A 26,089-nucleotide genomic window follows, 5' to 3' on the forward strand; every position below is an offset into this window, starting at 1 on the left:
CTAAATAAAAGCCATCTAGTTAATTAACTAGATGGCTTTTTTCTTATAAGTAAGATTCAGTCAAACTTAGAAATTCTTCAATATCTTTTTTAACAATATCAATATCCGCTTGCCAAAAATCTGGTTGAGTTAAATCTACCTGTAAATGTTTCATAGCTAATTCTTCTGTAGTCATCGAAGCTGTATCTCTTAAAAGAGCAATATAAGAATCTTCAAAGTTTCCAGTATGTTGCTGTGCATAAGCATAGATTCCTAAACTAAATAAGTAGCCAAATGTATATGGGAAGTTATAGAATGGAACATCATCAATGTAGAAATGAAGTTTGCTTGCCCAAAAGTGTGGATGATAAGTGGCTAATGAGTTAGCGTAAGCCTCTTTTTGAGCATCCAACATTAAGGTAGTGATATCTTCATCAGATAACACTTGGTTTTGTCGTTTAGTATAGAAGTTGTATTCGAAAATAAACCGCGCATGAATATTCATAAACATTGCAATCGCATTTTGCATTTTAACATCAATTAAATTAATTTTTTCTTCTTTAGATGTAGCGGATTTAAGTGTAGCATCTGCCACAATTAATTCTGCAAAGGTACTAGCAGTTTCGGCTACGTTCATAGCGTAATCTTGGCTCATTACTGGTAAGTCCCACATTACTTCACTATGAAAGGCATGTCCTAACTCGTGAGCTAGTGTGGAGACTTCATTAATGGATTCTCCGTAGGTCATGAAAATACGAGATTCTTCACTTTCGGAGAAACTAGTACAATAACCACCTGGCCGTTTTCCAGCACGGTCTTCTGCTTCAATCCAGCTATTATTAAAAGCATGTTGGGCAAATTTGGCCATTTTAGGGCTAAATTGGTTAAAGTTTTCAATAATAAATTCTGCAGCTTGATCAAAAGAAAAACGTTTCTCTTTTAGATCTCCAAGTAAAATAGGAGCATCTTGGTCTTGCCATTCCATTTTATCTTTACCAAATAATTGTGCTTTTCTGGTTAAGTAAGCTACCATTAGTTCTTTGTTTTTAGCAATCGTTTCCCACATAGTCATTAATGTTTCACGTTTTAAACGGTTATATTCTAATGGTTTAACTAAAAAGTCATCTTCTCCATGTAGTTTATAATTAGTTAATCTAAAGCCGTCTAAATGATTTAAAATATCAGCAAAAATAGGAGCTTTTTCTTCCCAAGCTTTTTCCCATTTATCAAATAATTCTTTTCGGACTTCTGGATTAGGATCTCCCATCATCTTGTTAAAAGCTTGTCCTACTGATAATTCTTCTCCTTCAAAAGGAATATGGATGGAAGCAACAACCGTATCATAATGAGCACTCCAAGCATTAAAGCCATCAATTGACAGGTTGTTGATGATGCTTTCTTCTTTTTCACTAAGTAAGCGTTGGCCATCTCGTCTAATTTCTTTTAAGTTAAATGCGATACCTTGTTTTTTCATACTAGAAGTGGATAACAATAATTCCCAATCTGCATCTGAAATAGTAGTTATTTTTTTACTAAAAATAGTTTGTGCATCATTGAATTCTGTAACAAACTGAAAAAGTTCCCCTAATAAAGTGTTTGCTTTTTTATCGTGAACATTAGCAGATTGTAAAGCTGTAACAAAACTCATAGTTTCTGAAAAACCTTTTGATATTATTTCATACTCTTTTAGTAATTGAGTAAACACTAGAAATTCTGGGCTATCAGTTTCTGTTTCCCACTGTTGAACACTATCTTTATACTGTGTAACTTGTTGTTGAAGTAAGTCTAATCGTTTTCGTAAGGCATCTGATTCGCTACCTCCTGCAAAAATACTTTCTAAATCCCAAATTAATTTATAAGTCATTTCTTTTTCTCCTCTCATATGTTTCTCATTATAATATAAAATAGTGAAATTGTCAGAAAAACAAAAAATAGTGTCTTTTTACCACTAGTTTTTGTACAATAAATAGGAGGTGATTGAGGTGGCAAAAAAAGAAAAAGGAAACAAATCAGATATTTATTTCTTGGTAGCCTTTGTGATGATGGGGATTTTATTTTATAGTTCTTCCCAAACTTATGAACAACAGTCTCAAATTTCTACTTTGCATAGGTTGCTACAAAATGAACCGTTTAAGGAAAAATTAGCAGGAACAGTCATTCACTATGCTGGCAGTACGATAAGTATTGAGGAATCTGGCTATTTTCATTTTATTGAATTTTTCATTCGAAAAGGAGCTCATTTTTTCTCCTACTTTATAATAGGTGGTAGTCTATTTTTAGGGTTACAACCTCGGATAAATCACTTGTTATTAACAGGGGTGATAAGTTGGCTAGCTGCAACAGGTTATGCAGCAACTGATGAGTTTCATCAAATGTTGACAGGTGGGCGAACGCCTTTATTTCAAGATGTTGCTTTAGATAGCGTAGGTGCTTTTACAGCCATTGTAATATGTGTTATCATTTGGATAGTTAAGCGCTCTAAAACTTGATATAAAGTAGCTTAATGTAAAATATTGAAAGTGGGTGTATTAGAATGGCAGGACATTCTAAATGGAGTAATATTCAAGGAAGAAAAAATGCACAGGATGCAAAACGTGGTAAAATTTTTCAAAAGTTATCTAGAGAAATTTATATGGCAGCAAAAAGTGGCGGTCCTGATCCTAGTGATAACCCATCTTTACGTATGGTTTTAGATAAAGCAAAAGCAGCTAACATGCCTAATGATAACGTGAACCGAGCTATAAAAAAAGCAACTTCTGCTGGCGAGGGAGAAAATTATGATGAAGTTATCTATGAAGGATATGGACCTGGCGGGGTAGCTGTTTTAGTTCATACTCTAACAGATAATCGAAACCGAACAGCAACTAATGTTCGAGTAGCGTTTAATAAAAATGGAGGCTCTCTAGGTGAGACTGGCTCTGTTAATTATATGTTTGACCGCAAAGGTTATATTGCCATTGCTAGAGAAGGTTTAGATGTAGATGAAGATACTATGTTAATGAGTATTTTAGAAGCGGGAGCAGAAGATATGGAAGTTTCTGATGAAGTATTTGAAATTTATACAGAAGCGACTGCTTTTACAGAAGTAAGAGATGCTTTAAAAGAAGAGTATGAGTTAGCTCAAGCAGAATTAACGATGATTCCTCAAACAACTATTGAATTAGATGAAGTAAAACAACAACAATTAGATAATTTAGTGGATGCTTTAGAAGATGATGATGATGTATCAGAAGTTTTCACATCAGCTGAATAAGCTATTAAATTAAGTTAGAAAGCACGAAAAATCTTATAAAAGATTTTTCGTGCTTTTTTTTTCTTTTGATTAATGTTAATAGTGAGGTGATTAGGGTGGATATTAAAACGTTAAGTGAGTCTATTTTAATAGCAGCAATGAAACAATTTGTTAGCGATATTTATTTATTTCCTCATCAAGAGGGGTATCAATTGTTTTTCAGAATCCAACAAAAACATCAGGTATTTATGACATTGAGTGAAGAGAAAGCCCAGCAAGTTATTGGTTACTTTAAGTTTATGGGAGGAATGGACGTATCTGAAAAACGGCTAATTCAAGCAGGTTCTTACTCTTTTAAGATAAATAAACAAAGTTATTTTATTAGATGTTCAACCGTTGCTAACTTTAAACAAAAAGAAACATTGGTCTTGCGTATTATTTATAATAATCAAGGGCAAGGCTACCAGCATCATTATTTTTTACCGAAACAATTAGAAACAATTCAAACTCACTTAGGAAAAAGAGGTCTTTATATATTTAGTGGCCCAACAGGTTCAGGGAAAACCACTACTATGTATGAGTTAGTCAAAAATATATACGGACAACAGGCACGAGTGATTTGTATAGAAGATCCTGTTGAAATAACGGAACCACTTTTTTTACAACTACAAGTAAATGAAAAAATAGCGTTAACTTATGAAGCACTGATCAAACTATGTTTAAGACACCGACCAGATGTATTAATCATTGGAGAAATTAGGGATACTCAAACGGCTAGAGCAGCTATTCGTGCTGCATTAACTGGCCATCTAGTTTTATCTACTTTACATAGTTCAAGTAAAGAAGGAGTTTGGGAGCGACTGATTGAATTAGGGATTGGTAAAGAGGAGCTAGAGCAATGTTTAGGAGGAGTTGTTTATCAGAGGATTCTTCCTCATTATGAGCCATTATCTCAAATAGCTAATAATAGAATCCAGTATGGAGTGTTATTTGATATGTTATTCCCGAAACAAAGGAGGAAAGGACATGCCGGTGAGCGCAAGAAAAAAAGTTCGAAAAAAACTTGGCAAAAAAACTTACAAAAAATCTGGGCGTATGGATTCATTTCAACGGCTGTTTTTTATGAAGAGTGGCTTTAATGGTAAGTTCAAGTTTAAAAAACAAAAACAAGAAACATTTATCCACTTGTTAGGGGAATTACTTGAGCATGGTTTTTCTATTCAAGAATCCTTTCATTTTCTACACAAGATAGGCGTTATAGAAATAAGTCAATTTCAACATACCCAACAGTTATTGTCTCAAGGAGAAAGTTTAACCAAAATATTTGCTGATTTTGGTTTTGCTTCAGACTATCTGACTCAAATTTATTTTGCTGAAATACATGGTAATATTCTCCAAACGTTTCAACAAATTAATATGCAAATGACTAGTTTGAATAAACAAAAAGCATTGTGTTCAAAAATTTTAGCCTATCCTAGTTTACTTTTATTGTTTGTTATAGGTATGTTGTTAGGTCTTAAATATTTTTTATTACCAAATTTAAGACAGCTAAGTTCTGGAGAAACACAAAATGTATTGTTAAAGACGATTGATTTATTGCCTAATCTATTAGTTGGGCTACTAATATTCAGTATCTGTCTTATCGCTATTTTTTCTTTTTATTTTAAGCATAAAAACAAGTTAGACAAAGCTAAATTTTTAAGTAGATTACCTGTGTACGGTTCTTTTTATAAACAGTATGTAACAGCATTTTTTGCATTTGAATGGGGGAGGTTTTTTGCGCAAGAAATAGATTATAAAACGATTGTTGAGATGATGTTACAAGAAAAGCGAGCCTCATTTATGTACGAATTAAGTCAATCCATTCAGAAAAAATTAGAGAAGGGAGAAGATTTTGGAGAAATACTCAGTACCTATCCATTTTTTCAAAAAGAGTTACCGATAATTATTAGTCAAGGGGTGATTAAAGGGAAATTAGGAGAAGAATTAATGATTTATGGGTATCGGCTATGGCAATTAATGTTTGCTAAAATGGAAAAGCGTTTAGCTTTGATTCAACCATTAATGTTATGTTTAGTAGCATTTATGATTTTAGGTTTATATCTGTCTTTATTATTACCAATTTATCAGGAGGTTAATCAATTTTTATGAAAAAGAAAAAATATCGAGGATTTACATTAATAGAAATGTTGATTGTTTTGTTTATTATTTCTGTTCTGCTACTACTGATTGTTCCCCAACTGACTAGTAGAAAAGATAGTATTGTGAAGCAAGGAGATGCTGCTTTTACTGAAGTTTTGCGAACACAAGTCCATTTATATGAAATGGATACTAACAATAAATTAAGTACATGGGATGAATTAAGTAGTTATTTGAACCAAGACCAAATTGAAAAAGCTAAAACATTATACCCAAATATTGATGATTTGGATAAATAAGAAATTAGCTAGCTTTACTTTAATTGAATCTTTACTAGTCTTATTAATCATCACTATTATATGGCTGATGCCTGTGTTATATACTCGTTATTGGGAGGAAAATATCCAAACAACTATCTTTTTTCAAAGCTTTGAGCAAAAATTACTTAAAGCACAAGAACAAGCGATTATTTCTGGGCGGCCGAGTTATGTCAATATACTTTTTAGTAACGATAAAGTAGACTGGCACTTTTTTAAATTAGATCAGCAGCCGCTAGAAGAAAGCTTAAATATTCCTACTAAAGTGACCGGATTACAAGATAGTCATTTAGTTTTTTTAGCGTATTCTGGTAATATTAGTCAAATCATTAAACTCACATTTACAGATCACCAACACCAAGAAAAAATTGTTTATCAGTTTCAATTAGGAAGTGGCAAATATGAAAAGAAAATATCCAGGATTCCTGCTGTTAGAAAGTAGTCTTTCTTTTATGTTACTAGTTAGTTTAAGTTTGATTGTATGTTCTACTATAACCTTAATGAGTGAACAAAAACAGCAACAGATTAGAAAATTGGAAGCTAGTCGCTACATGTATGAATTAGTCACTCAGTATAGAGTAACGAATCAAATCGACTTTGGTGAGAAAAACTTAGCGACAGGAACTCTTGTGTCCGAGGGGGCTTATTCAGATATAGCTATTGATCATATTCTTATTACAGGGGAGTGTTTAGGCGATTCCCAGCTAAAGATTGAGAGATTGAAAAGTTATGAAAAAAAGTAAGTGTTACCAGGGTGTTACCTTGATTGAAAGTTTGGTTGCTTTATTGATTGTTTGTCTCTTATTTCAATTATTTACCTATTTAGTCGGTATGTCACGTAATGTTTTGAGACAGGCAGATTATCATCAGCAAATTGAATGGCATATATTTTTGCTTCAATTAGAAAATGAAATAGCAGGCGGGAAAGAGGTTCGAGTTGAGAAAAATACCATAGTGTTTAAAGAATTAAAAGATGGAGAGGATAATATTTGGGTAACTACTTTTATTAAATTAGCAAATCAGAAGATTAAGAAGGAAAAAAATAAAGGGTATCAACCTTTACTAATGAATGTCTCTTCTTGGAAAGTAGAAGAAAAAAGACAGGAGGTAGTTATTCAACTTGTTTTTACTAATCAAAAACAGTATCAAGCGTCATTGGCCATTTCTAAACCGTAAGTATGCAGGAGGTATTTTCTTTTCTACTATTATTATGGTTGGCATTTTATTAGCTATTTTTTCTGTTAGTTTAAATCGTTATCAAGAACATTTATCAGAGTATTATGAGCTTAATCAATATTATACTATGTTAATTTTGAGTCAAATGACTTATGGGGAAGTTAAGGAAACATGGTTAAGTCAACAAAGAGGAGAAATAAAAGGGAGTATTACATATAATTTAGGGGAGACTCATTATGATATGACTAAAGAGAAGCTAACTATTGAAGTGGTCTTGCTACCTAAACAATTAAAACGAAAATTTTTTTATACCAAATAAAAAAACCATTTTTCGAAAGAAAAATGGTTTTCTGTGTATAATCTTAAAGAATTTTGTTGTAGAATTCAACGATGAATGATTCATCAACATCTGGTGTTAATTCATCACGTTCAGGTAAACGAGTTAAGCTACCTGCTAATTTTTCATCATCAAAAGTAACGTAAGCTGGGTTAGCTACTGAAGTTTCAACTGCTTCTTTAACAACTGTTAAGTCTTTAGAGCGTTCACGTACAGAAACAACTTGACCAACTTCAACATGATATGAAGGGATGTCAACACGTTTGCCATCTACTTCGATATGACCATGGTTAACTAATTGACGAGCTTGACGACGAGTTGTTGCTAAACCTAAACGGTAAACAATGTTGTCTAAACGTTGTTCTAATAAAATCATAAAGTTAACACCGTGTTTACCTTCTTTGATTTTACCAGCTTTAATAAATAGGTTAACGAATTGACGTTCGTTCATGCCGTACATATGACGTAATTTTTGTTTTTCAGTTAATTGTTGACCGTATTCTGATTTTTTGCCACGGCTGTTTGGTCCGTGTTGTCCTGGAGCGTATGGACGACGAGCTAATTCTTTACCTGTACCTGATAATGAGATACCTAAACGACGAGATATTTTCCAACTTGGTCCTGTATAACGAGACATTTGTATTCCTCCAATGAATATAAGTATTTTTTGGAGTAAAATAATTTCTTGAAAATTTTGTAATCGTGCAGTTTATCCTTCAATCTTCACCTTTGCAGCCGCGGTTACACAATTGCACCAAAACTGGCGATAAACTGTTGACGAACTTACTATTTTCTAGCTGCATTATTTTACACAATAGCCATTATACAGGATAAATGGTCTGTTCGTCAAGGATAATTTTTTATAAAGAATGTTGAAATTTTCAAAAAGTTTTCAAAAAGATTAACATTTTTCATGAGTTTGCTATATAATAGAGCCAGTACGTTTGGGGGAATGTTAAATGAAGTTATTTCGAGAATTTTTATGGATTATCAGTTTTACCTATCTAGGAGAGTTGATTTCTCATGGTTTTCACTTACCGATTCCAGGAAGTGTGATTGGCATGGTTTTACTGTTTCTAGCTCTTTATTTCAACTTGTTAAAAGTCAAACATGTGGACACAGTTGGCCAATTTCTTTTAGATAATCTTAGTATTTTCTTTTTACCAGCAGGGGTTGGCATTATGGTTTATTTTCCAGTTATAAAAGACACTTGGTGGTTATTACTTTTGATTACATTAATTGTGACTGCATTTACGATTGGTCTAGTTGGGTTCACTGTTCAACAAGTGAAGCGACGTTTTGAAGGGGATCTTTCAGAGCATGTAATGAAAAAAGAAACGAAAATGATTAGGGAGGAAAAAACACGTGTTGTCTCAGTTGACTAATAATCCGTTATTTGGTTTGATACTATCCATTGGTATGTTTCTAGTAGCTAAATTAATTGCTAAAAAATTGAAACATCCAGTTTTTAATCCGTTAATTGTTGCTATGATTTTAGTAATTATTTTTTTAAAAGTTACCCATATTTCTTATGAACATTATTATCAAGGTGGTCAAATTTTAAATATGCTAATTGCGCCAGCTACAGTAGCATTGGCTATTCCTTTGTACAAATCTTTTCATTTATTGCAACATCATGCTCGGTCTATTATGGTAGGAATTATGGTAGGAACTTTTTTTAGTACTTTTTTAACAGGAATTTTAGCGATTGTTTTCAGATTAGATCACAGCTTGACAGCTTCTTTAATGCCTAAATCTGTTACGACTGCTATAGCGATTGATATTGCTGATAAGATGAAAGGTGTGCCAACTGTTACGTTAATTGTAGTTATTGTGACAGGGATTATTGGCGCAATCATTAGTCCAACCATTCTTAAAATTTGTCGCATTGAAGAACCTGTAGCAAAAGGCATTGCGATTGGTAGTTCAGCTCATGCGATTGGAACAACTAAAGCGATGGAATTAGGGGAAGTGGAAGGTGCTATGTCTGGTTTAGCAATTGGCGTCACTGGGTTGGTCACAGTATTTGTAGCTCCTCTTATGATGCGTTTTATCATGCATTTGTTTGGTTAGTTATGTATCTGTGAGAAAAGTAAAGAAAAAGCTCTTTGTTTTTCTCATTTATATAAAATTCACTAAAAAAACGATTTGCCAATATTGGCAAATCGTTTTTTGCTATTCAAGAATTAATACATCAGAAGATACTCCAAATGGATTTTGTTCATTAATATGATCATAAAACATAATACCATTTAGATGATCAATTTCATGTTGTACCACAATAGCTTCGTAATTTTTCAACTTAACTTTATGAGAATTTCCTTCTAAATCTTGATAGGTAACCGTAGCTCTAGCATGACGAACAACATAGCCAGGCACATCACGATCTACAGACAAACAGCCTTCTCCATCTTTTAGACAAGCATCTTGGACAGAATGGCTAATGATTTTAGGGTTAACCATTACAACACTTAAAGAAGCTTCCTCTTTTTCTGGATTTAAACTTGGAACATGAACGGCAATTAAACGTTTAGCTACATTTAATTGTGGAGCAGCTAAACCAACACCACCCCGTAGTTCATATTTTTCAGCTAATTCAGGATCTTGACTATTTTTTAAAAAGATGAGCATATCTTCACCTAATTGTTTTTCTTCATCAGTTAGAGGAAAAGTTAACTCTTTGGCTGTTTCACGTAAAGTAGGATGACCTTCTCGGATCACATCTTTCATCGTAAGCATAATTATCACTCCTTTACTTTCTTTTCAATTATAGATTGTAACATATTTCAAGAAGTAAGGGTTGAAAAAAGCAACTTTTACTTGCATTTAATAGTAGGTTCATGTAAAGTATGACTGTACGTATTCCTACTACTTGGTTTGTCGAATCACCAACGATTTACTCAGTTTTAGGAGAACGACTAATATTTAGAAGAGGTGAATAAACATGGCAATTTCAAAAGAAAGAAAAAACGAAATCATTAAAGCATATGCTCGTCATGAAGGAGATACTGGTTCTCCAGAAGTACAAATCGCTGTATTAACAGAAGAAATCAATCATCTGAATGAACACGCACATGCCCACAAAAAAGATCATCATTCTTACCGTGGTTTAATGCGTAAAGTTGGTCATCGTCGTAACTTATTAGCTTACTTACGTAAAAAAGATATCCAACGTTACCGCGACTTAATCCAACGTTTAGGCTTACGTCGTTAATTTTTGCACAACGCTAGAAAGTGAGATTCATATGAGTCTCGCTTTCTTTTAGTATGATGAGAGAAAAATAATTGAAAACGTGATTCGTGATACTACTATGCAAAGATGAATCTTTTAAAGATTAACGGATTGATCTTTGTTTAGTAGCACACACGCGTTTTCCCTAATAGAAAAGAGGAGACCCATGAATTCAGAAAAACGAGTATTTTCTACTACCTTAGGGGGTAGACCTTTATCAGTTGAAATCGGCCAACTAGCTAAACAAGCCAACGGTGCTGTTTTAGTTCGCTATGGTGATACAGTTGTTTTAAGTGCAGCTGTGGCTTCAAAAGAAGCTAAAGATGTTGACTTTTTCCCATTAACAGTTAACTATGAGGAAAAAATGTATGCAGTAGGTAAAGTACCTGGTGGTTTTATTAAACGTGAAGGTCGTCCAAGTGAACAAGCGACTTTAACAGCTCGTCTAATCGACCGTCCAATTCGTCCAATGTTTGAAGATGGCTTCCGAAATGAAGTTCAAATTACTAACGTGGTTATGAGTGTGGAACAAGATTGCGCACCAGATATGGCAGCTATGTTAGGTTCTTCTTTAGCACTATGTATTTCAGATATTCCTTTTAATGGTCCAATTGCTGGAGTACATGTTGGTAGAATTGACGGAGAATATGTAATCAATCCAACTGTTGAACAAGTTGAACAAACAGATATTGAATTAACAGTAGCTGGAACAAAAGATGCTATTAACATGGTTGAAAGTGGTGCTAAAGAAGTATCAGAAGAAGACATGTTAGGAGCTCTTTTATTCGGACATAATGTAGTAAAAGAATTAGTAGCTTTCCAACAAGAAATTGCTAAAGAAATTGGCAAAGAAAAAATGGCTATTCAACTTCTACAAATTGATGCTGATTTAGAAGAAGAAATTAACCAAACATATCAAAAACGTATGGTAGAAGCTATCCAAACAGAAGAAAAATTAGCTCGTGAAGCAAATATTGACGCATTAAAAGAAGAAATTACTGCTTTATATGAAGAAAAATTTGCATCAGAAGAAGATTTAGCTAAGTTGATGAAAGAAGTTCGTCAAATTTTAGAAAACATGGAAAAAACGGAAGTTCGTCGTTTAATTACTGTGGAGAAAGTACGTCCTGATGGTCGTAATATTGATGAAATTCGTCCATTAGCTGCAGAGGTTGGTTTATTACCTCGTGTTCATGGTTCTGGTTTATTCACTCGAGGACAAACACAAGCTTTATCAGCAGCTACATTAGCTCCACTTGGAGAACACCAAATTATTGATGGCTTAGGTGTGGAAGAAAGCAAACGATTCATTCATCATTATAATTTCCCACAATTTTGTGTTGGATCAACTGGACCAATGCGCTCTCCTGGTCGTCGTGAAATTGGTCACGGTGCACTTGGTGAACGAGCTTTAGCTCAAGTTATTCCATCAGAAGAAGAATTTCCATATATGATTCGTTTGGTAGCAGAAGTGTTAGAATCAAATGGTTCATCATCTCAAGCAAGTATTTGTGCAGGAACTTTAGCGTTAATGGATGCAGGTGTGCCAATTAAAGCACCAGTAGCAGGAATCGCGATGGGACTTGTTATGGATGGTTCTGATTACACTATTTTAACTGATATTCAAGGAATGGAAGACCATTTAGGGGATATGGACTTTAAAGTAGCTGGAACTAAAGAAGGTATTACAGCTTTACAAATGGACATTAAAATTGAAGGTATCACAGAACAAATTTTAACAGAAGCTCTAGCTCAAGCTAAAAAAGCACGGATGGAAATTTTAGATGTGTTAACTAGTGCAATTGATGCACCTCGTGAAGAATTAAGTCCTTATGCACCGAAAATTGAAATGATTATGATTGATCCTGCTAAAATTAAGGATGTTATTGGTAAAGGTGGAGACACTATTAATAGCATTATTGATGAAACTGGGGTTCAAATCGATATTGATCAAGATGGTAAAGTTAGTGTAGCTTCTTCAGATGCTGCAATGATTAAAAAAGCTATTAGTATTATTCAAGATATCACTAAAGAAATTAAAATTGGTGAAATCTATTTAGGTAAAGTCGTTCGTATTGAAAAATTCGGAGCTTTTGTTAATGTTGCTCGGGGTAAAGATGCCCTAGTTCATATTTCACAATTAGCTCATGAACGAGTAAATAAAGTAGAAGATGTTGTTAGCCTAGGAGAAGAAATCTTAGTAAAAGTAACTGAGATTGATAAACAAGGTCGAATTAACGCTTCTCGTAAAGCCACTTTAGAAGATACTCGTAGTGAAGAAGAAAAAGAAAAAGAACGTGAACAACAAAAAGCACGTCAAACTCGTAAACCATTTCGCAAAAAAGATTAGTCCTCAGGGCTAATCTTTTTTTCTTGTTGACAAGAAGTTTAGGATTTGCTACAATATAGAAGTTGAGAATGAAGCAGAAGCACCCGCTTCTCGCCTTAGATGACATTTGTCTCTGGGCTTGATATTTTTTTCTAGAGAGTAATCTCTAGTTATTTGCGGGTTCTTTATTAAAAAGAACTCTTTTTTTCTGCCTTATTTCTCTTAATAATACTAGAGAGGTGAATGACCATAGCAAAAGATATGATGGTAAATGACGGAATTCGTGCACGTGAGTTGCGATTGATTTCAGATAGTGGAGAACAATTAGGGGTTAAAACAAAAGCGGAAGCTTTACGTATTGCTGAACAAGCTAACTTAGATTTGGTTCTAGTTGCACCTAATGCTAAGCCACCAGTTGCTCGTATAATGGATCATGGTAAATATCGCTATGAGCAACAAAAGAAAGCGCGTGAGGCTCGTAAAAAACAAAAAGTTATTAATGTGAAAGAGGTTAGACTTAGTCCAACTATTGAGCAAAATGACTTTAACACGAAATTACGTCAAGCACGTAAGTTCTTAGAAAAGGGCGATAAAGTTAAAGCGTCAATTCGCTTTAGAGGTCGTGCGATTACTCATAAGCAAATTGGTCAGGATGTCTTAACTCGCTTTGCAGATGAAACAAAGGATATTGCTGATGTTGAAGTTAAACCAAAAATGGAAGGCAGAAGCATGTTTCTAATGCTAGCACCAAAAACTGATAAGTAAGAAGACTTTGAGGAGGAAAAAACTATGCCAAAACAAAAAACACACCGCGGATTAGCTAAACGCGTTAAACGTACAGGTGGCGGCGGCTTAAAACGTTACCGTGCATTTACTAGTCACCGTTTCCACGGAAAAACTAAAAAACAACGTCGTCAATTACGTCGTCCAGCAATGGTATCAGCAGGCGATTACAAACGTATTCGTCAACAATTAGCTTACTTAAAAAAATAAATAAATAATTAAGAAGCTTACGTGGAACACACATTAAATGTAAATTAGGAAATATCCAAGGAGGAATTTAACATGGCACGTGTCAAAGGTGGATCAGTAACTCGCCAACGTCGTAAAAAAACACTGAAGTTAGCAAAAGGCTACTACGGTTCAAAACATACATTATATAAAACAGCAAAAGAACAAGTGATGAAATCTTATAGCTACGCTTATAGAGATCGTCGTCAGAAAAAACGTGACTTCCGTAAATTATGGATTGCACGTATCAACGCTGCTGCACGTATGAATGGTTTAAGCTACAGCAAAATGATGCATGGCTTAAAAGTTGCAGGAATTGATATTAACCGTAAAATGCTAGCTGACTTAGCTGTTAATGATGCTACAGCTTTCACTGCATTAGCAGAAGAAGCTAAAAAAGCAATTGCTTAATCAGTCAATAAGACATTGATCAAATAGAGATATCCAATTATGGATATCTCTATTTTTTGTTATTTAATAATAACTTGTTTCATAAGGTTAACACAATATATAGTTGTCAAGGCCTTTTTTTAATAAAATTAGCCCTATATATAGTTGAATAAAAACACTAGTTCGTTTAGAATAGATTATAGAACTTAACAAAAGGGGTCGATGATAATGATGGGATTTGCTTATGAAACAGAAGAAGATGTGACCTTTGACACGTCTTTAGATAATATAAAAGTGGTAAAAAGAGATGGACGCCTTGTTGATTTTGATGAAAAGAAAATTTACGGTGCACTATTAAAAGCTGAAGAAAGTATTCACGGAGAAATTAATCCACTAACACAAGCACAAATTCAACATATAACTAATTTAGTGTTGACTGAAATTAAAGAACGTTTCACTAAAGACATTAAAATTTATGAAGTTCAAAATATAGTAGAGCATACTTTGTTGGATGAACAAGCCTATGATCTAGCAAAAGAATATATTAACTACCGAACACAACGAGATTTTGAACGTAGTAAAGCAACTGATATTAACTTTACAATTGGCAAATTATTAAATAAAGATCAAACAGTGGTTAATGAAAATGCTAATAAAGATAGTGATGTGTTTAATACACAACGAGATTTAACTGCAGGGATTGTTGGAAAATCAATTGGATTAAAAATGTTACCACCTCATGTAGCAAATGCTCATCAAAAAGGGGACATTCACTATCATGATTTAGATTACCATCCCTACACACCGATGACTAATTGCTGTTTAATCGATTTTTACAGCATGTTAAACAATGGCTTTAAAATAGGCAATGCTGATGTAGAATCTCCTAAATCTATTCAAACAGCAACCGCTCAAATTTCTCAAATTATTGCCAATGTAGCATCTAGTCAATACGGAGGATGTTCAGCAGACCGAATAGATGAATTACTAGCACCTTTTGCTCGTAAAAATTATGAAAAACATTTAGCAGATGCTAAAAATTGGATTGAAGATGAAGCCCAACACGATGCTTATGCGAAAGCTAAAACAAGTAAAGATATTTATGATGCTATGCAAAGTTTGGAATATGAAATTAACACGTTGTTTACCTCAAATGGTCAAACACCTTTTACTTCTTTAGGTTTTGGTTTAGGAACAGATTGGTTTGAACGTGAAATTCAAAAATCTATTCTTCAAATTCGGATTAAAGGTTTAGGACAAGAACACCGAACTGCTATTTTTCCTAAGTTAATCTTTTCTATTAAAGAAGGGGTAAACCGTCAACCAGGAGATCCTAACTACGATATCAAACAATTGGCAGTAGAATGTGCGACTAAACGGATGTATCCAGATATTTTAAACTATGATAAGTTAGTTGAATTAACAGGAAGTTTTAAAGCACCAATGGGTTGCCGCTCATTCTTACAAGGCTGGAAAGATGAAAATGGTCAAGAAGTTAATTCTGGACGGATGAATTTAGGCGTAGTTACACTTAACTTACCAAGAATTGCTCTTGAATCTGAAGGAGATAAAGATAAATTCTGGCAACTATTTGAAGAACGTCTAACTATAGCAAAAGATGCTTTAGTTTTCCGAGTGAATCGTTGTAAAGAAGCAACACCGGAAAATGCGCCTATTCTTTATATGTATGGTGCTTTTGGCAAGAGATTAAAACGTGGGGAATCTGTTGATGAACTGTTTAAAGGTAAACGTGCTACAGTTTCTTTAGGTTACATTGGTCTTTATGAAGTAGCAACAGAATTTTACGGTGGAGAATGGGAACATAATCCTGAAGCCAAAGAATTCACTTTAGATATTATGCGTTCTTTAAAAGCTCATGCAGATGACTGGGGAAATGAATACGGCTATCACTTTAGTGTTTATTCAACTCCAAGTGAAAGCTTAACCGATCGTTTCTGCCGATTAGACCGAGAAAAATTTGGTGTTGTACCAGACATTACTGATAAAGATTACTATACAAATAGTTTCCATTATGATGTCCGTAAAAACCCAACTCCTTTTGAAAAATTAGATTTTGAAAAAGATTATCCACAATACTGTTCAGGTGGTTTTATTCATTACTGTGAATATCCTGTTTTACAACAAAATCCAAAAGCTTTAGAAGCTGTTTGGGATTATTCTTATGATAAAATTGGTTATCTTGGAACTAACACACCAATTGATCATTGCTATGCTTGTGGTTTTGAAGGAGATTTTGAACCAACAGAACGAGGATTTAAATGCCCACAATGTGGTAATACAGATCCTAAGACTTGTGATGTTGTTAAACGTACTTGTGGCTATCTAGGTAATCCTCAAGCTCGTCCAATGGTTCATGGTCGTCATAAAGAAATTTCTTCTCGTGTTAAACATATGAAATAAATAGCTGAAACAGATAAAGACTATTTGATGGTAATCAAGTAGTCTTTCATCTATATGGAAGGTAGATAATATAATGAGCAAAATAACTGTTCGACAACCTAATTTAAGAGAATGGGAATCTAAAAACGTAAGCAAACAACAAATTGCAGATTATAAAGCATTTAATTTTGTTGATGGTGAAGGAGTTCGCTGTAGTTTGTATGTCAGTGGCTGTTTATTTGCCTGTGAAGGATGTTATAACCGAGCTATCCAAAACTTTAATTACGGAGTTCCATATACAAAAGAACTGGAAGATCAGATTATAGCTGATTTAAGTCAAGATTATGTTCAAGGTATGACTCTTTTAGGTGGCGAACCTTTTTTAAATACAGAAGTTTGTTTATCTTTAGTTAAACGCATTCGAATAGAATTCGGTGATAGTAAAGATATTTGGGCTTGGTCAGGGTATACTTTAGAACAATTGCTAGAGGAAACACCAGATAAACAAGAGTTATTATCTTATCTAGATGTCTTAGTAGATGGCCCGTTTATACTAGGACAAAAAAATTTAAATTTACAATTTAGAGGTAGTAGCAATCAACGAATTATTGATGTTGTCCCTTCACTAGAGCAAGGTCAAGCTATTCTGTGGGCTAAGTGTACCGATGCAACGGAAACCTATGAACCTATCAAAAAAGACATTTAATCATAAATAAAAAACTTACCAATCATGAGAATGATTGGTAAGTTTTTTTTTAATGGGAAGAGATTAGTTTTTCTTCATTATCTTGAGTAAAGTAAGTTAAGTATGGAAATAAAATTTGAATAGTCGTTCCTTGGTTAAGTTCTGATTCAACAAATATTTGATGACCTAATTTCTCACAAAGCTCTTTAGCTAAGTATAGACCAAGTCCTGTAGATTGCTTATTTAAAGAGCGACCATGGCTGCCTGTAAATCCTTTATCAAAAATACGCCGCTGTTCATGGAGCGGAATTCCTATACCGTTATCTTCAATGCTTAGCCAAGTACCTTGGCTATTTTGATAGAGCTTAATTTTAAGTGAGCCACCTTCTGCCGTGTACTTAATGCTATTGCTGATAATTTGTTTTAGGATAAAGGAAAGCCATTTTTGATCAGTTAAAACAACTTGATCCTCACCAATCATTTCATAATGTAAGTTCTTTTGGATAAAGTAATGAGCATTTTCTCGGAGGATGGGGATGATTAACTGCTTTAATTGACACTCTTGGATTAAGTAGTCTTTTGAAAAGCTGTCTAGCCGAGCATAGTATAAAACTTGATCCACGTAACTTTCAATTTGTTTAAGACTGTGTTCCATTTGATAAAAATGTTGATCGGTTAAATCATCTTGTAAGGCTTCACCTAGTAATCTTAATGAAGCTAAAGGTAATTTAATTTCATGCACCCAACTGTCGATAAACTCTTGTTGCTCTTGTTGTTTATTAAGCGTTTTAGTCAAAATATCTCGATGCTCATTGATGGCTTGATTTAAATATTCTTGAATAAGGATGTCCTCATGGGACTGGGCTAATTCTAAATAGTTAGTAAAATAATCTTGTTCTTCTTGCGTTTTTTTAAAAAAAGACCACCAGTTTTTTTTCTTAGAGTAACGAATTAACAAATGAATAGTTAAGACTATGCTATATAAAACTGCTAAGTAAGCTACTGTTTCCCATGAGAAGATAACATCAGGGGTTAACCAAATTATCAAACAACTTAGTAGCCATAATATTAATGTGAAGATAAGAGTGGCTAGTTGATCTATTAAAAAATGAAAAAAAGACATGAGAGTACCTCCTTACTGATCAAGGAATGATGTATCCTTGTCCCACTTTAGTTTCAATATAATGAGTTAGACCGGCTTGCTCGATTTTTTTTCGTAAACGATTAATATTGACGGTTAAGGTATTGTCATCTACAAAACGTTCATCATCCCAGATTGCTCGTAAAAGTTTTTCTCGGCTAACAATTTTGCCGTGATGCTTCATCAGATGATAAAGCAACTGGTATTCATTTTTACTTAAATCAACTACCTGTTCTTGAATGGTCATGGTGCTATTTTCGATATTAAGCAATAAACCATTGTGCTCTAAGACTGTAGTGGTTTGTTCCGTATAATTATAAGTTCGTCTGAGTAGTGCTTGGATTTTAGCGATAAGAATATCCATAGAAAAAGGTTTATTAACAAAGTCATCTCCTCCCATATTCATAGCCATAATCATATCCATGTTAGTTTGACGGCTAGATAGAAAAATAATAGGGACTTTGGAGATTTCTCTAATTTTTTGACACCAATAAAAACCATCATAAGCAGGTAAATTAATATCTAATAAAACTAAATGAGGTTGGTAGTCTAAAAAATCTGTTAACACTTGGTGAAAATCTGTTACACAGGCTGTTTCAAAATTCCATTTTTGAAGTGCTTCACTTAAAAGATGGCGAATATCCTGGTCATCTTCAATAATTAATAGTTTAAACATGGTGACATCCTCTCTTTTTAGAGTGTTTTTTGTATAAAAAGAGTAAAAGACTTAGCTTTTACTCTTCTTGTAGTTCGATGGTTACATGAAAGACCTGTTTTTCTTTAGGAGTTTGATTAAACCAATCGAATTGAATTTTTTTAATAGTATCTTCTTTTGGCCATTTAGCAATAGGTATAGATAAGCTACCATGTTGTTGGTCAGATTCTTTCAAATCAGCATCTCTCAAAGTAGTTTTAAGTTCTTTTGTTTTGTTTCCATCAATTGTTACACTCGTTTTGCTAGGTTGAATAGCCACAGTTTCTTTTCCTTTATTTTCGATAAGAAACATTAAATCAACCACACCTTCTCCTTTTAAATCAATTGCCTTCATTGAGTCTGGACTCATTTTTGCCACGTTGACTGTTTGCAGCTGTACTTGAAAACTATCTTTAGGATTTAAGGTTTTATCTAATTGATATTGATAGAAAATTTCATCATCAAAAGCATCTTTTTCAGTAACTTTTGTTTTGTAAGTAATATTTTGTTCTGTGGTAGGTAATTTCGTTTTAGTTTCGCTTTCCTTAGTAGTGTTTTTCTCTGTTTCCTTTTCTTTTTGTCTATCAGAACTTGTCGTAGTTTTTTTATCCCAAGGCAGTTTAGCAGTGGGTTTTTCTAAGGGTTTTGCTTTACTCTTTGTTGTGTTATTAGTCTGTTTTGTTTTATCAGATTGTTCTGTTTCTTTAGTTTCTTTCGTGTTTTTAGTTTTTTTGCTTTCTTTTTTCTTTTCTTTAGTTGAACTAGTTGTTTCTTGTTTTTTGTCTTGATAGGGTAAGATAGGATTTTTAGTTTGTGTCCAAAAACCATAAATCGTAGTCCCTAGCAAATAACTAGTCAATATAATTAAAATTAAATGGATAATCACAAGTGGGTTTTTAATAAGTTTTTTCCAATTTGACGGTTTCATCATTTTGACTCCTTTATTAACACACAATTTCTGAAACACTTAAAGTAATCATACTAATTATTAACAGGTGTGACAAGTCCAACTCTTTCTTTGTATAATAAGTTTAATAATATAGTAGAAAAAGTCTAAGGAGTGAGATTAATTGGTTGAAATAATTCGGGCAGAGCATGTGTCTAAAAAGTATGGACATCGGTTTAATCAAATAGATGTGTTAAGCAATATTTCTTTTTCAATAGAGAAAGGTGAATTTGTTGGAATTATGGGGCCAAGTGGAGCAGGTAAAACTACGTTACTTAATAGTTTAGCAACGATTGATAAGCCTTCTTCTGGAAAAATTTGGTTGGATCAACAAGAAATCACAGGGATGAGGGAAGGAAAATTAAGTCAACTAAGGCAAAAGAAATTAGGATTTATTTTTCAAGATTTTAATTTGATTGATTCCTTAACAGTGAAAGATAATATTTTACTACCTTTGTCTTTACAACGAGTTGCCGTGAGTGAGATGGAAAAGAGAGTCAAAGACCTTAGTGGTGTGCTTAATATTCACTCTATCTTAGAAAGAATGCCAGCTGATATTTCCATTGGTCAAAAACAACGGGTAGCAGCAGCCAGAGCTATGATTACAGAGCCTATTTTATTATTTGCTGATGAGCCTACTGGATCTTTAGATTCTAAGTCTGCCACTGAGCTTCTTCAACATTTAACTGGATTAAATAAAAGTTATCAGACAAGTATTTTAATGGTAACTCATGATGCTTTTACAGCTAGTTATTGTCAACGAATTTTATTTATTAAAGATGGAGTAATCTTTGCTGAGTTAGTTAAAGAAAATAGCCGAAAAGAATTTTTTAAACAGATTATGGATATGCAGATGACGATTGGAGGAGGTCAGTTTTATGCAGATATTTAAACTGGCTAGAAAAAATATTTTTCGCCAATTTCATATTTATTTTTTATACTTATTAAATATGTCTTTTTCAGTGATGGTCTATTATAGTTTTTTAACTATGATGGATTATCCTGAATTAGAAAAAATAACTAGTAGTCAATCGATTACTACTGGACTTCAGTTGGGTAGTGGGATTATTTTGTTATTTTTGGTTGTTTTTATGATAAGTGCTAATCATTTTTTTATGAATCAGCGTCATAAGGAATTTGGTTTGTATACAGTTCTTGGTATGAGAAAATCCCAAATTATTCAGTTGCTTTTTTTAGAAATGATGTATTTAAGTGGTACTTCTTTAGTAATTGGCTTGTTACTAGGAGGGGTTTTTTCTAAATTATTTGGGCTTATTTTAGGTAAGGCAATGTTATTAAACTTAAAACTTCCCTTTTACCTCTCTTTAGTTGCTTTAAAAAAAGTTAGTCGTGATTTTATGCTCGTTTTTCTTTTTATTTTTTTCCAAAATGGATTTAGATTATATCGGACTAGTCTAGTAACATTATTTAAAAGAAATCAACCCTCTACTCCTTCTACTAGATATCCCCTCTTTCTTTTGCTAATTGGAGTAGGAGGAATATCATTACTGGCGTATGGGTATTGGCAAGCCAGTCATTTTACCTCTTATATGACAGCATTAGGAGGGGTAGATACTGGTTTACTTAAAGGCAGCTTTTTTATTTTAATTAGTTGTGTAGTGGGCACCTACTTTCTTTTTTACGGAGGGCTACCTATTTTATTAATTGGTTTAAAAAAAGTTAAATCTATTTACTACAAAGATCTCCATATGATAACTATTAGTCGTTTATATGTTCAATTAAAAGAAAACGCTCGAATGTTAGCAACTATTGGCGTGTTGGCAGGGACTTCCTTTTCACTTATTGGCGGAACGACTGGTTTATCAGATTTTTTATTACAAAATGCCAAGGCACGTGTACCAGTTAGTTATATGATTGATCAGCAAAGTAGTGAGTCTTTCAAGAAAAAATTAACAGAGAAAAAAATTGACTACACTGCAAAATCTATTGAGGTTAAACAAGTCGGCTCTTATTGGGAAAAGGAGCTATTCCGTAAACAAGATAATTATATTGGACCTAGTTCGTTTATTCGCGAAAGTGACTATCAATCTGTGAAAAAATATTTACTGTTTTCTTTACCTAGTGTAAAATTGGAAAATGGTGAAACCATCTATTTAGATCAAAAAAATGAGTTATTAATTGAAGGGGCAAAAACAGGTGAGAAAATTAGATTGTCTCAGACTTTACCTAATTTTAGTGTGAAAGAAAAAGTAGAAGATAAGTTAGGGGGACAAGGAGGAATTCGCTATAATCAACCTACCTTTATCCTAACAGACGAAGATTGGGAGAAATTGCCAAGGACTCATAGTTATGGCTATGACATGATTCAATTAAAGCATTCTAGTCAAGAAACTTTAGCGAACCAACTTTACCATGACCAAATACCTGAAGTTTTATATGGCCAAATAGAAAATTATTATGTTCAAAATAATCAGTTAATAGGTGCTCAAGAACCAGAAAGAAACGTAGAATCTGAAGCATCTATTTCACAAAGTGTTCCAGAAGGTTACGGCTATTTAACTAGAAAAAATAGCATGAGTTATTATGATGAGTGGCAAGAAGCCAGACATAAATTTGGCTTGATTACTTATGTAGCTGTTTTTTTAGGGATTACATTTTTACTAGCAATAGGAAGCATTATTATGCTAAAACAATTATCTCAAGCGGATGAGGATAGAAAAAGATATCAATGGCTGGCAAAAATTGGTGCAAGTCAAGCACAAATTAAGCAAACTATTTATCAACAAAATCGTTTAATCTTCTTTTTACCTATCACTATTGCTTTAAGTCATGCCTATTTTGCTTTGCAAGCTTTTAGCCATTTGTCAGATATTTCCCAATCGCCTTTTATTTTCATTGTAATAGCTTTTCTTTTACTACTGTATATTCTTTTTTATAGGTGGACCTCTGCTGTTTATTATCAATTAGTTGTGGGCTAAGTTAACTAAATAGATGGGAGTGAAACCTTTTATCTGAAAATTTTCGAAAAAATCAGACTAAAGTCGTAGAGAAATGTCCTTTTCTGGAATGATAACAGATCTTATATTTCGTTTTATACTTAGTTTAACGTAAAAACCTAGGAAAAAGGAGGCACAATAATGAGTAAGTTACAGCATCTATGGTTGAAAAATCAAGATAATTGGGGATATTGGATTAAATTTTTTGGGAAAACCTTCTTCTATTTGGTGGTTATGTTGATTTTGATTTATTTCTATCATTTTAGTCAATTTGATGGAGGCAGCTTTATTTATAATGAATTTTAATCAAAGGACATGGAAGGGAAGGAGCCTTATGATAAATATATTAGAAAAAATTGATGAATGGGCAGTCAAAACTCCTCAAGCTATTTGTTTTCAAGATCAAGAACAAGCCTATACTTTTTTAGAATTGAAAGAACAATCTGATACATTGGCTCACTATTTAGATGAACACTATCAAAATAAGTTACCAGTGATTGTCTACGGAGGGCTAGATTTTAGAATGTTAGTGGCTTTTCTAGCAGCCACGAAATCAGGACATGCTTATATTCCACTAGATGTGGACACACCAGAAGACCGAATTGAGATGATTACTCAAGTAGCAGATTTTACAGCGGTAATTGCTTTTTCTGATTGGCCTAATATAGTCATAGCAGAACCTATTGTGACTGAATCTTTATTTGATGAGTTAACTAAAACACCTAAGAGTTATCAGTTGACTCATGAAGTAAAAGAAGAAGAAAATTTTTATATTATTTTCACTTCAGGAACAACTGGTGTTCCAAAAGGAGTGCAAATCAGTCATAACAACTTAGCTAGTTATACAGATTGGATGTTGGCAGATTTTAATTTAAAAGAAGAGGCAACCTATTTGTCTCAAGCCCCTTATTCTTTTGATTTATCTGTTATGAATCTTTATCCTAGCTTGTTGACAGGAGGAAAATTAGTTCCATTATCTAAAGCAATGGTACAAGATTTTCAAGCTTTATTTGAGAATTTGCCTAAAATGAAATTAAATGTTTGGGTATCAACTCCTTCATTTGTAGATATTTGTTTAATGGAACCAAGATTTAATGGAGAGGTATTATCTGATTTACAAACCTTTCTATTTTGCGGAGAAGAATTAACAGTTCAAACTGCTCAAGCATTATTAGAAAGATTTCCTACTGCGGATATCTATAATACTTATGGACCAACTGAAACGACTGTGGCTGTCACTGAAATAAAAATTACATCAGAAGTATTAGCTAAGTATGATCGGTTACCAGTTGGCTATGCTAAAGAAGATACAACTCTTTATATAGTGGATGAAAAAGGACAAGTTTTATCTGAAGGAGAGAGCGGTGAGATTGTGATTGCTGGACCTAGCGTTTCAAAAGGCTATTTAAACAATCCTGAAAAAACTGCTCAAGCTTTTCTAGAGATTGAAGGACAACCTGCTTATAAAACGGGAGACCAAGGAATGATGAAAGAACACCTTCTTTTTTACCAAGGAAGAATTGATTTTCAGGTTAAACTACACGGTTACCGGATAGAATTAGAAGACATAGATCATCATTTGATGAATGTGAGTTATGTGTCTAAAGGGATTGTAGTGCCGAAATATCACCAACATAAAGTCGTTCAATTGATTGCTTTTGTAGTTCCAAAAGACCGAGAAATATTTGCTAAAGACTATCAACTAACAAAAGCGATTAAAGCAGAGTTAAAAGAAGTGGTAATGGATTACATGGTGCCACAAAAATTTGTTTATGTGGACAGTTTGCCTCAAACCTTTAACGGAAAGATTGATAGAAAAAGTTTAATTCATGAGGTGAATGCCACATGATTAATACATTAGAACAAATGTTTTCCAAAATAGTTTACTACTCGCCATATGAACGGCCCTTTTATTTTATATTATTAGGTGTAGCTCTTATTCCATTAATTATTCAGCTATTAAGAGGTAACCGCATGATGTGGTATCAAAACATCCTGACCCTTACATTTCTTTGGCTAAGCTTTAGTGGGCCAAATGCTAGACAAGGCATTGCTTTAATTTTATATGTGTTATGGCAAACAGTGTTGGTTTATGCTTATTTTAAATATCGGCAACAAAGGAATAAAAGCAGTGTGTTTTATGTGGCAGTTGCTTTAGCTATTCTCCCTTTGTTTATTCTCAAACTGTTTCCTTTTCTAGCGAATCAAACCATGTTATTGGAGCATAATCCTCAGTTGCGATTTATTCCAATGACGATTGGATTTTTAGGGATTTCCTATTTAACCTTTAAAGCAGTTCAAATGATTATGGAAATTAGAGATGGTGTGATTAAGGAATATTCAGTCGGTCGCTATATTCAGTTTCTGTTGTTTTTCCCAACCATTTCGTCAGGTCCTATTGATCGGTATCGTCGCTTTGAAAAAGACTTGTTACATCCACCTTCAAAAGAAACGTATGTAGAGATGTTGAGTAGTGGATTAAATATGATTTTTTTAGGGTTTCTATATAAATTCATTTTAGGAAATTTATTAGGTACTCAATTATTACCTCGGGTACAAGATTTTGCTCTTCAACGAGAAAATTTATTTTTAGGGTTATTAGGTACGATGTATGTTTATACTTTTTATTTATTTTTTGACTTTGCAGGGTATAGCTTGTTTGCAGTAGGTGTTAGTAAATTAATGGGATATGATACACCGATTAACTTTAATAAACCTTTTTTAAGTCATAATATCAAAGAATTTTGGAATAGATGGCACATGTCTTTATCTTTTTGGTTTAGAGATTATGTATACATGAGACTAATGTTTACCTTAATGAAGAAAAAAGTTTTTAAAAGTCGTGTGGTAGCTTCTAACGTTGGTTACTTTGTTTTATTCTTAGTTATGGGCTTTTGGCACGGACTTACTTGGTACTATATTGTGTACGGCTTGTATCATGCTACATTAATTTGTTTAACAGATGCTTGGATTAGATTTAAACGAAAACATAAAAAACAGCTACCAAGTAATATGTGGACAAAAGGGTTATCTATTGTATTAACTTTCCACGCAGTTGCCTTTAGTTTTCTAATATTTTCCGGCTTTTTAGATACACTACTTAAAACTATTTTTTAATAAAATT

29 protein-coding genes and 1 other annotated feature are annotated in these 26,089 nt (G+C 33.3%); of the genes, 23 read left to right on the forward strand and 6 right to left on the reverse strand.

What is annotated here, in order from left to right:
* Positions 1 to 43: 43 nt before the first annotated feature.
* Entirely contained in the window at positions 44 to 1,843 is a 1,800-nt protein-coding gene (locus C7P63_RS05715; RefSeq protein WP_125943205.1) for a M3 family oligoendopeptidase, read from the reverse strand.
* Positions 1,844 to 1,955: 112 nt separating this feature from the next.
* Here C7P63_RS05715 and C7P63_RS05720 point away from each other — a divergent pair, with 112 nt between their 5' ends.
* The 9 genes from C7P63_RS05720 to comGG all read left to right on the forward strand — a co-directional run bounded on the left by C7P63_RS05720 (position 1,956) and on the right by comGG (position 7,162).
* Positions 1,956 to 2,468, forward strand: coding sequence for a VanZ family protein (locus C7P63_RS05720; protein ID WP_243640813.1), 513 nt, complete (start codon positions 1,956 to 1,958; stop codon positions 2,466 to 2,468).
* 44 nt (positions 2,469 to 2,512) lie between these two features.
* Positions 2,513 to 3,232 (forward strand): YebC/PmpR family DNA-binding transcriptional regulator, encoded by a 720-nt coding sequence (locus C7P63_RS05725; protein ID WP_125943206.1) that lies wholly within the window; start codon positions 2,513 to 2,515, stop codon positions 3,230 to 3,232.
* 95 nt (positions 3,233 to 3,327) lie between these two features.
* Complete coding sequence (comGA, locus tag C7P63_RS05730) at positions 3,328 to 4,350, forward strand: competence type IV pilus ATPase ComGA (protein WP_125943207.1); 1,023 nt, start codon at positions 3,328 to 3,330, stop codon at positions 4,348 to 4,350.
* Entirely contained in the window at positions 4,238 to 5,362 is a 1,125-nt protein-coding gene (gene comGB, locus C7P63_RS05735; protein WP_125943208.1) for a competence type IV pilus assembly protein ComGB, read from the forward strand. The genes comGA and comGB overlap by 113 nt, the downstream gene beginning before the upstream one ends.
* Positions 5,359 to 5,649 (forward strand): competence type IV pilus major pilin ComGC, encoded by a 291-nt coding sequence (gene comGC / locus C7P63_RS05740; protein WP_125943209.1) that lies wholly within the window; start codon positions 5,359 to 5,361, stop codon positions 5,647 to 5,649. The genes comGB and comGC overlap by 4 nt, the downstream gene beginning before the upstream one ends.
* On the forward strand, positions 5,633 to 6,109 hold the full coding sequence (gene comGD, locus C7P63_RS05745) for a competence type IV pilus minor pilin ComGD (protein WP_125943210.1): 477 nt from the start codon (positions 5,633 to 5,635) through the stop codon (positions 6,107 to 6,109). The genes comGC and comGD overlap by 17 nt, the downstream gene beginning before the upstream one ends.
* Complete coding sequence (locus C7P63_RS05750) at positions 6,069 to 6,410, forward strand: hypothetical protein (protein WP_125943211.1); 342 nt, start codon at positions 6,069 to 6,071, stop codon at positions 6,408 to 6,410. Before comGD ends, C7P63_RS05750 begins: the two co-directional genes overlap by 41 nt.
* Entirely contained in the window at positions 6,397 to 6,843 is a 447-nt protein-coding gene (gene comGF, locus C7P63_RS05755; RefSeq protein WP_125943436.1) for a competence type IV pilus minor pilin ComGF, read from the forward strand. The genes C7P63_RS05750 and comGF overlap by 14 nt, the downstream gene beginning before the upstream one ends.
* Positions 6,788 to 7,162 (forward strand): competence type IV pilus minor pilin ComGG, encoded by a 375-nt coding sequence (comGG, locus tag C7P63_RS05760; RefSeq protein ID WP_125943212.1) that lies wholly within the window; start codon positions 6,788 to 6,790, stop codon positions 7,160 to 7,162. Before comGF ends, comGG begins: the two co-directional genes overlap by 56 nt.
* Before the next feature lie 43 nt (positions 7,163 to 7,205).
* Here comGG and rpsD read toward each other — a convergent pair whose 3' ends face one another.
* Positions 7,206 to 7,817, reverse strand: a complete 612-nt coding sequence (gene rpsD / locus C7P63_RS05765) for a 30S ribosomal protein S4 (protein ID WP_125943213.1) — start codon at positions 7,815 to 7,817, stop codon at positions 7,206 to 7,208.
* A gap of 322 nt (positions 7,818 to 8,139) precedes the next feature.
* Here rpsD and C7P63_RS05770 point away from each other — a divergent pair, with 322 nt between their 5' ends.
* The gene (locus tag C7P63_RS05770; protein ID WP_125943214.1) at positions 8,140 to 8,565 is read left to right on the forward strand and encodes a CidA/LrgA family protein; all 426 of its coding nucleotides are present in this window, start codon (positions 8,140 to 8,142) and stop codon (positions 8,563 to 8,565) included.
* Entirely contained in the window at positions 8,549 to 9,253 is a 705-nt protein-coding gene (locus tag C7P63_RS05775) for an LrgB family protein (protein WP_165863795.1), read from the forward strand. The genes C7P63_RS05770 and C7P63_RS05775 overlap by 17 nt, the downstream gene beginning before the upstream one ends.
* A 102-nt stretch (positions 9,254 to 9,355) precedes the next feature.
* Here the strand turns inward: C7P63_RS05775 and def are convergent, their stop codons facing one another.
* The gene (gene def, locus C7P63_RS05780; protein ID WP_125943216.1) at positions 9,356 to 9,919 is read right to left on the reverse strand and encodes a peptide deformylase; all 564 of its coding nucleotides are present in this window, start codon (positions 9,917 to 9,919) and stop codon (positions 9,356 to 9,358) included.
* A 205-nt stretch (positions 9,920 to 10,124) separates the two neighbouring features.
* On the opposite strand from def, the gene rpsO reads away from it, so the two are divergent.
* The 7 genes from rpsO to nrdG all read left to right on the forward strand — a co-directional run bounded on the left by rpsO (position 10,125) and on the right by nrdG (position 17,248).
* Positions 10,125 to 10,394, forward strand: a complete 270-nt coding sequence (gene rpsO, locus C7P63_RS05785) for a 30S ribosomal protein S15 (protein WP_125943217.1) — start codon at positions 10,125 to 10,127, stop codon at positions 10,392 to 10,394.
* 184 nt (positions 10,395 to 10,578) lie between these two features.
* On the forward strand, positions 10,579 to 12,762 hold the full coding sequence (pnp, locus tag C7P63_RS05790; protein WP_125943218.1) for a polyribonucleotide nucleotidyltransferase: 2,184 nt from the start codon (positions 10,579 to 10,581) through the stop codon (positions 12,760 to 12,762).
* A 65-nt stretch (positions 12,763 to 12,827) separates the two neighbouring features.
* Positions 12,828 to 12,956 (forward strand) — a sequence feature (ribosomal protein L20 leader region).
* Between the two features lie 28 nt (positions 12,957 to 12,984).
* Positions 12,985 to 13,506 (forward strand): translation initiation factor IF-3, encoded by a 522-nt coding sequence (infC, locus tag C7P63_RS05795; RefSeq protein WP_125943219.1) that lies wholly within the window; start codon positions 12,985 to 12,987, stop codon positions 13,504 to 13,506.
* A gap of 24 nt (positions 13,507 to 13,530) precedes the next feature.
* Complete coding sequence (rpmI, locus tag C7P63_RS05800) at positions 13,531 to 13,734, forward strand: 50S ribosomal protein L35 (RefSeq protein ID WP_125943220.1); 204 nt, start codon at positions 13,531 to 13,533, stop codon at positions 13,732 to 13,734.
* Positions 13,735 to 13,806: 72 nt separating this feature from the next.
* Positions 13,807 to 14,163, forward strand: coding sequence for a 50S ribosomal protein L20 (rplT, locus tag C7P63_RS05805; protein WP_125943221.1), 357 nt, complete (start codon positions 13,807 to 13,809; stop codon positions 14,161 to 14,163).
* A gap of 210 nt (positions 14,164 to 14,373) precedes the next feature.
* Positions 14,374 to 16,563, forward strand: a complete 2,190-nt coding sequence (gene nrdD, locus C7P63_RS05810) for an anaerobic ribonucleoside-triphosphate reductase (RefSeq protein WP_125943437.1) — start codon at positions 14,374 to 14,376, stop codon at positions 16,561 to 16,563.
* A gap of 73 nt (positions 16,564 to 16,636) precedes the next feature.
* Positions 16,637 to 17,248 (forward strand): anaerobic ribonucleoside-triphosphate reductase activating protein, encoded by a 612-nt coding sequence (nrdG, locus tag C7P63_RS05815; protein WP_125943222.1) that lies wholly within the window; start codon positions 16,637 to 16,639, stop codon positions 17,246 to 17,248.
* 49 nt (positions 17,249 to 17,297) lie between these two features.
* Here the strand turns inward: nrdG and C7P63_RS05820 are convergent, their stop codons facing one another.
* The 3 genes from C7P63_RS05820 to C7P63_RS05830 are packed head-to-tail and all read right to left on the reverse strand — an operon-like array spanning position 17,298 to position 19,990.
* Positions 17,298 to 18,350, reverse strand: coding sequence for a sensor histidine kinase (locus tag C7P63_RS05820; protein WP_125943223.1), 1,053 nt, complete (start codon positions 18,348 to 18,350; stop codon positions 17,298 to 17,300).
* Between the two features lie 19 nt (positions 18,351 to 18,369).
* Positions 18,370 to 19,044, reverse strand: coding sequence for a response regulator transcription factor (locus C7P63_RS05825; RefSeq protein WP_125943224.1), 675 nt, complete (start codon positions 19,042 to 19,044; stop codon positions 18,370 to 18,372).
* Between the two features lie 58 nt (positions 19,045 to 19,102).
* Positions 19,103 to 19,990: a hypothetical protein gene (locus C7P63_RS05830; RefSeq protein ID WP_125943225.1), complete on the reverse strand. Its 888-nt coding sequence runs from the start codon at positions 19,988 to 19,990 to the stop codon at positions 19,103 to 19,105.
* Between the two features lie 142 nt (positions 19,991 to 20,132).
* Here C7P63_RS05830 and C7P63_RS05835 point away from each other — a divergent pair, with 142 nt between their 5' ends.
* The 5 genes from C7P63_RS05835 (at position 20,133) to dltB (ending at position 26,082) form a co-directional block, all read left to right on the forward strand.
* Positions 20,133 to 20,900: an ABC transporter ATP-binding protein gene (locus C7P63_RS05835; RefSeq protein WP_125943226.1), complete on the forward strand. Its 768-nt coding sequence runs from the start codon at positions 20,133 to 20,135 to the stop codon at positions 20,898 to 20,900.
* The gene (locus C7P63_RS05840; protein ID WP_125943227.1) at positions 20,887 to 22,947 is read left to right on the forward strand and encodes an FtsX-like permease family protein; all 2,061 of its coding nucleotides are present in this window, start codon (positions 20,887 to 20,889) and stop codon (positions 22,945 to 22,947) included. The genes C7P63_RS05835 and C7P63_RS05840 overlap by 14 nt, the downstream gene beginning before the upstream one ends.
* Positions 22,948 to 23,106: 159 nt before the next feature.
* On the forward strand, positions 23,107 to 23,271 hold the full coding sequence (locus C7P63_RS05845; RefSeq protein WP_125943228.1) for a teichoic acid D-Ala incorporation-associated protein DltX: 165 nt from the start codon (positions 23,107 to 23,109) through the stop codon (positions 23,269 to 23,271).
* 28 nt (positions 23,272 to 23,299) lie between these two features.
* Positions 23,300 to 24,814: a D-alanine--poly(phosphoribitol) ligase subunit DltA gene (gene dltA / locus C7P63_RS05850; protein WP_125943229.1), complete on the forward strand. Its 1,515-nt coding sequence runs from the start codon at positions 23,300 to 23,302 to the stop codon at positions 24,812 to 24,814.
* The gene (dltB, locus tag C7P63_RS05855) at positions 24,811 to 26,082 is read left to right on the forward strand and encodes a D-alanyl-lipoteichoic acid biosynthesis protein DltB (protein WP_243640806.1); all 1,272 of its coding nucleotides are present in this window, start codon (positions 24,811 to 24,813) and stop codon (positions 26,080 to 26,082) included. Before dltA ends, dltB begins: the two co-directional genes overlap by 4 nt.
* Positions 26,083 to 26,089 lie beyond the last annotated feature (7 nt).

Origin of the sequence: Vagococcus humatus (assembly GCF_003950325.1) — a bacterium.
Taxonomy (GTDB): domain Bacteria; phylum Bacillota; class Bacilli; order Lactobacillales; family Vagococcaceae; genus Vagococcus_C; species Vagococcus_C humatus.

Bases quoted from the DNA above. Each gene is read 5' to 3' on its own strand.
- C7P63_RS05830 (WP_125943225.1), bottom strand. From the start codon at position 19,990: ATGAAACCGTCAAATTGGAAAAAACTTATTAAAAACCCACTTGTGATT.
- pnp (WP_125943218.1), top strand. From the start codon at position 10,579: ATGAATTCAGAAAAACGAGTATTTTCTACTACCTTAGGGGGTAGACCT.
- C7P63_RS05750 (WP_125943211.1), top strand. From the start codon at position 6,069: ATGAAAAGAAAATATCCAGGATTCCTGCTGTTAGAAAGTAGTCTTTCT.
- C7P63_RS05840 (WP_125943227.1), top strand. From the start codon at position 20,887: ATGCAGATATTTAAACTGGCTAGAAAAAATATTTTTCGCCAATTTCAT.
- comGC (WP_125943209.1), top strand. From the start codon at position 5,359: ATGAAAAAGAAAAAATATCGAGGATTTACATTAATAGAAATGTTGATT.
- C7P63_RS05770 (WP_125943214.1), top strand. From the start codon at position 8,140: ATGAAGTTATTTCGAGAATTTTTATGGATTATCAGTTTTACCTATCTA.
- nrdD (WP_125943437.1), top strand. From the start codon at position 14,374: ATGGGATTTGCTTATGAAACAGAAGAAGATGTGACCTTTGACACGTCT.
- C7P63_RS05715 (WP_125943205.1), bottom strand. From the start codon at position 1,843: ATGACTTATAAATTAATTTGGGATTTAGAAAGTATTTTTGCAGGAGGT.
- comGB (WP_125943208.1), top strand. From the start codon at position 4,238: ATGCCGGTGAGCGCAAGAAAAAAAGTTCGAAAAAAACTTGGCAAAAAA.
- rpsO (WP_125943217.1), top strand. From the start codon at position 10,125: ATGGCAATTTCAAAAGAAAGAAAAAACGAAATCATTAAAGCATATGCT.
- dltB (WP_243640806.1), top strand. From the start codon at position 24,811: ATGATTAATACATTAGAACAAATGTTTTCCAAAATAGTTTACTACTCG.
- comGD (WP_125943210.1), top strand. From the start codon at position 5,633: ATGATTTGGATAAATAAGAAATTAGCTAGCTTTACTTTAATTGAATCT.
- def (WP_125943216.1), bottom strand. From the start codon at position 9,919: ATGCTTACGATGAAAGATGTGATCCGAGAAGGTCATCCTACTTTACGT.
- C7P63_RS05845 (WP_125943228.1), top strand. From the start codon at position 23,107: ATGAGTAAGTTACAGCATCTATGGTTGAAAAATCAAGATAATTGGGGA.
- rpsD (WP_125943213.1), bottom strand. From the start codon at position 7,817: ATGTCTCGTTATACAGGACCAAGTTGGAAAATATCTCGTCGTTTAGGT.
- C7P63_RS05725 (WP_125943206.1), top strand. From the start codon at position 2,513: ATGGCAGGACATTCTAAATGGAGTAATATTCAAGGAAGAAAAAATGCA.
- infC (WP_125943219.1), top strand. From the start codon at position 12,985: ATGACCATAGCAAAAGATATGATGGTAAATGACGGAATTCGTGCACGT.
- rpmI (WP_125943220.1), top strand. From the start codon at position 13,531: ATGCCAAAACAAAAAACACACCGCGGATTAGCTAAACGCGTTAAACGT.
- comGF (WP_125943436.1), top strand. From the start codon at position 6,397: ATGAAAAAAAGTAAGTGTTACCAGGGTGTTACCTTGATTGAAAGTTTG.
- rplT (WP_125943221.1), top strand. From the start codon at position 13,807: ATGGCACGTGTCAAAGGTGGATCAGTAACTCGCCAACGTCGTAAAAAA.
- nrdG (WP_125943222.1), top strand. From the start codon at position 16,637: ATGAGCAAAATAACTGTTCGACAACCTAATTTAAGAGAATGGGAATCT.
- C7P63_RS05825 (WP_125943224.1), bottom strand. From the start codon at position 19,044: ATGTTTAAACTATTAATTATTGAAGATGACCAGGATATTCGCCATCTT.
- C7P63_RS05820 (WP_125943223.1), bottom strand. From the start codon at position 18,350: ATGTCTTTTTTTCATTTTTTAATAGATCAACTAGCCACTCTTATCTTC.
- dltA (WP_125943229.1), top strand. From the start codon at position 23,300: ATGATAAATATATTAGAAAAAATTGATGAATGGGCAGTCAAAACTCCT.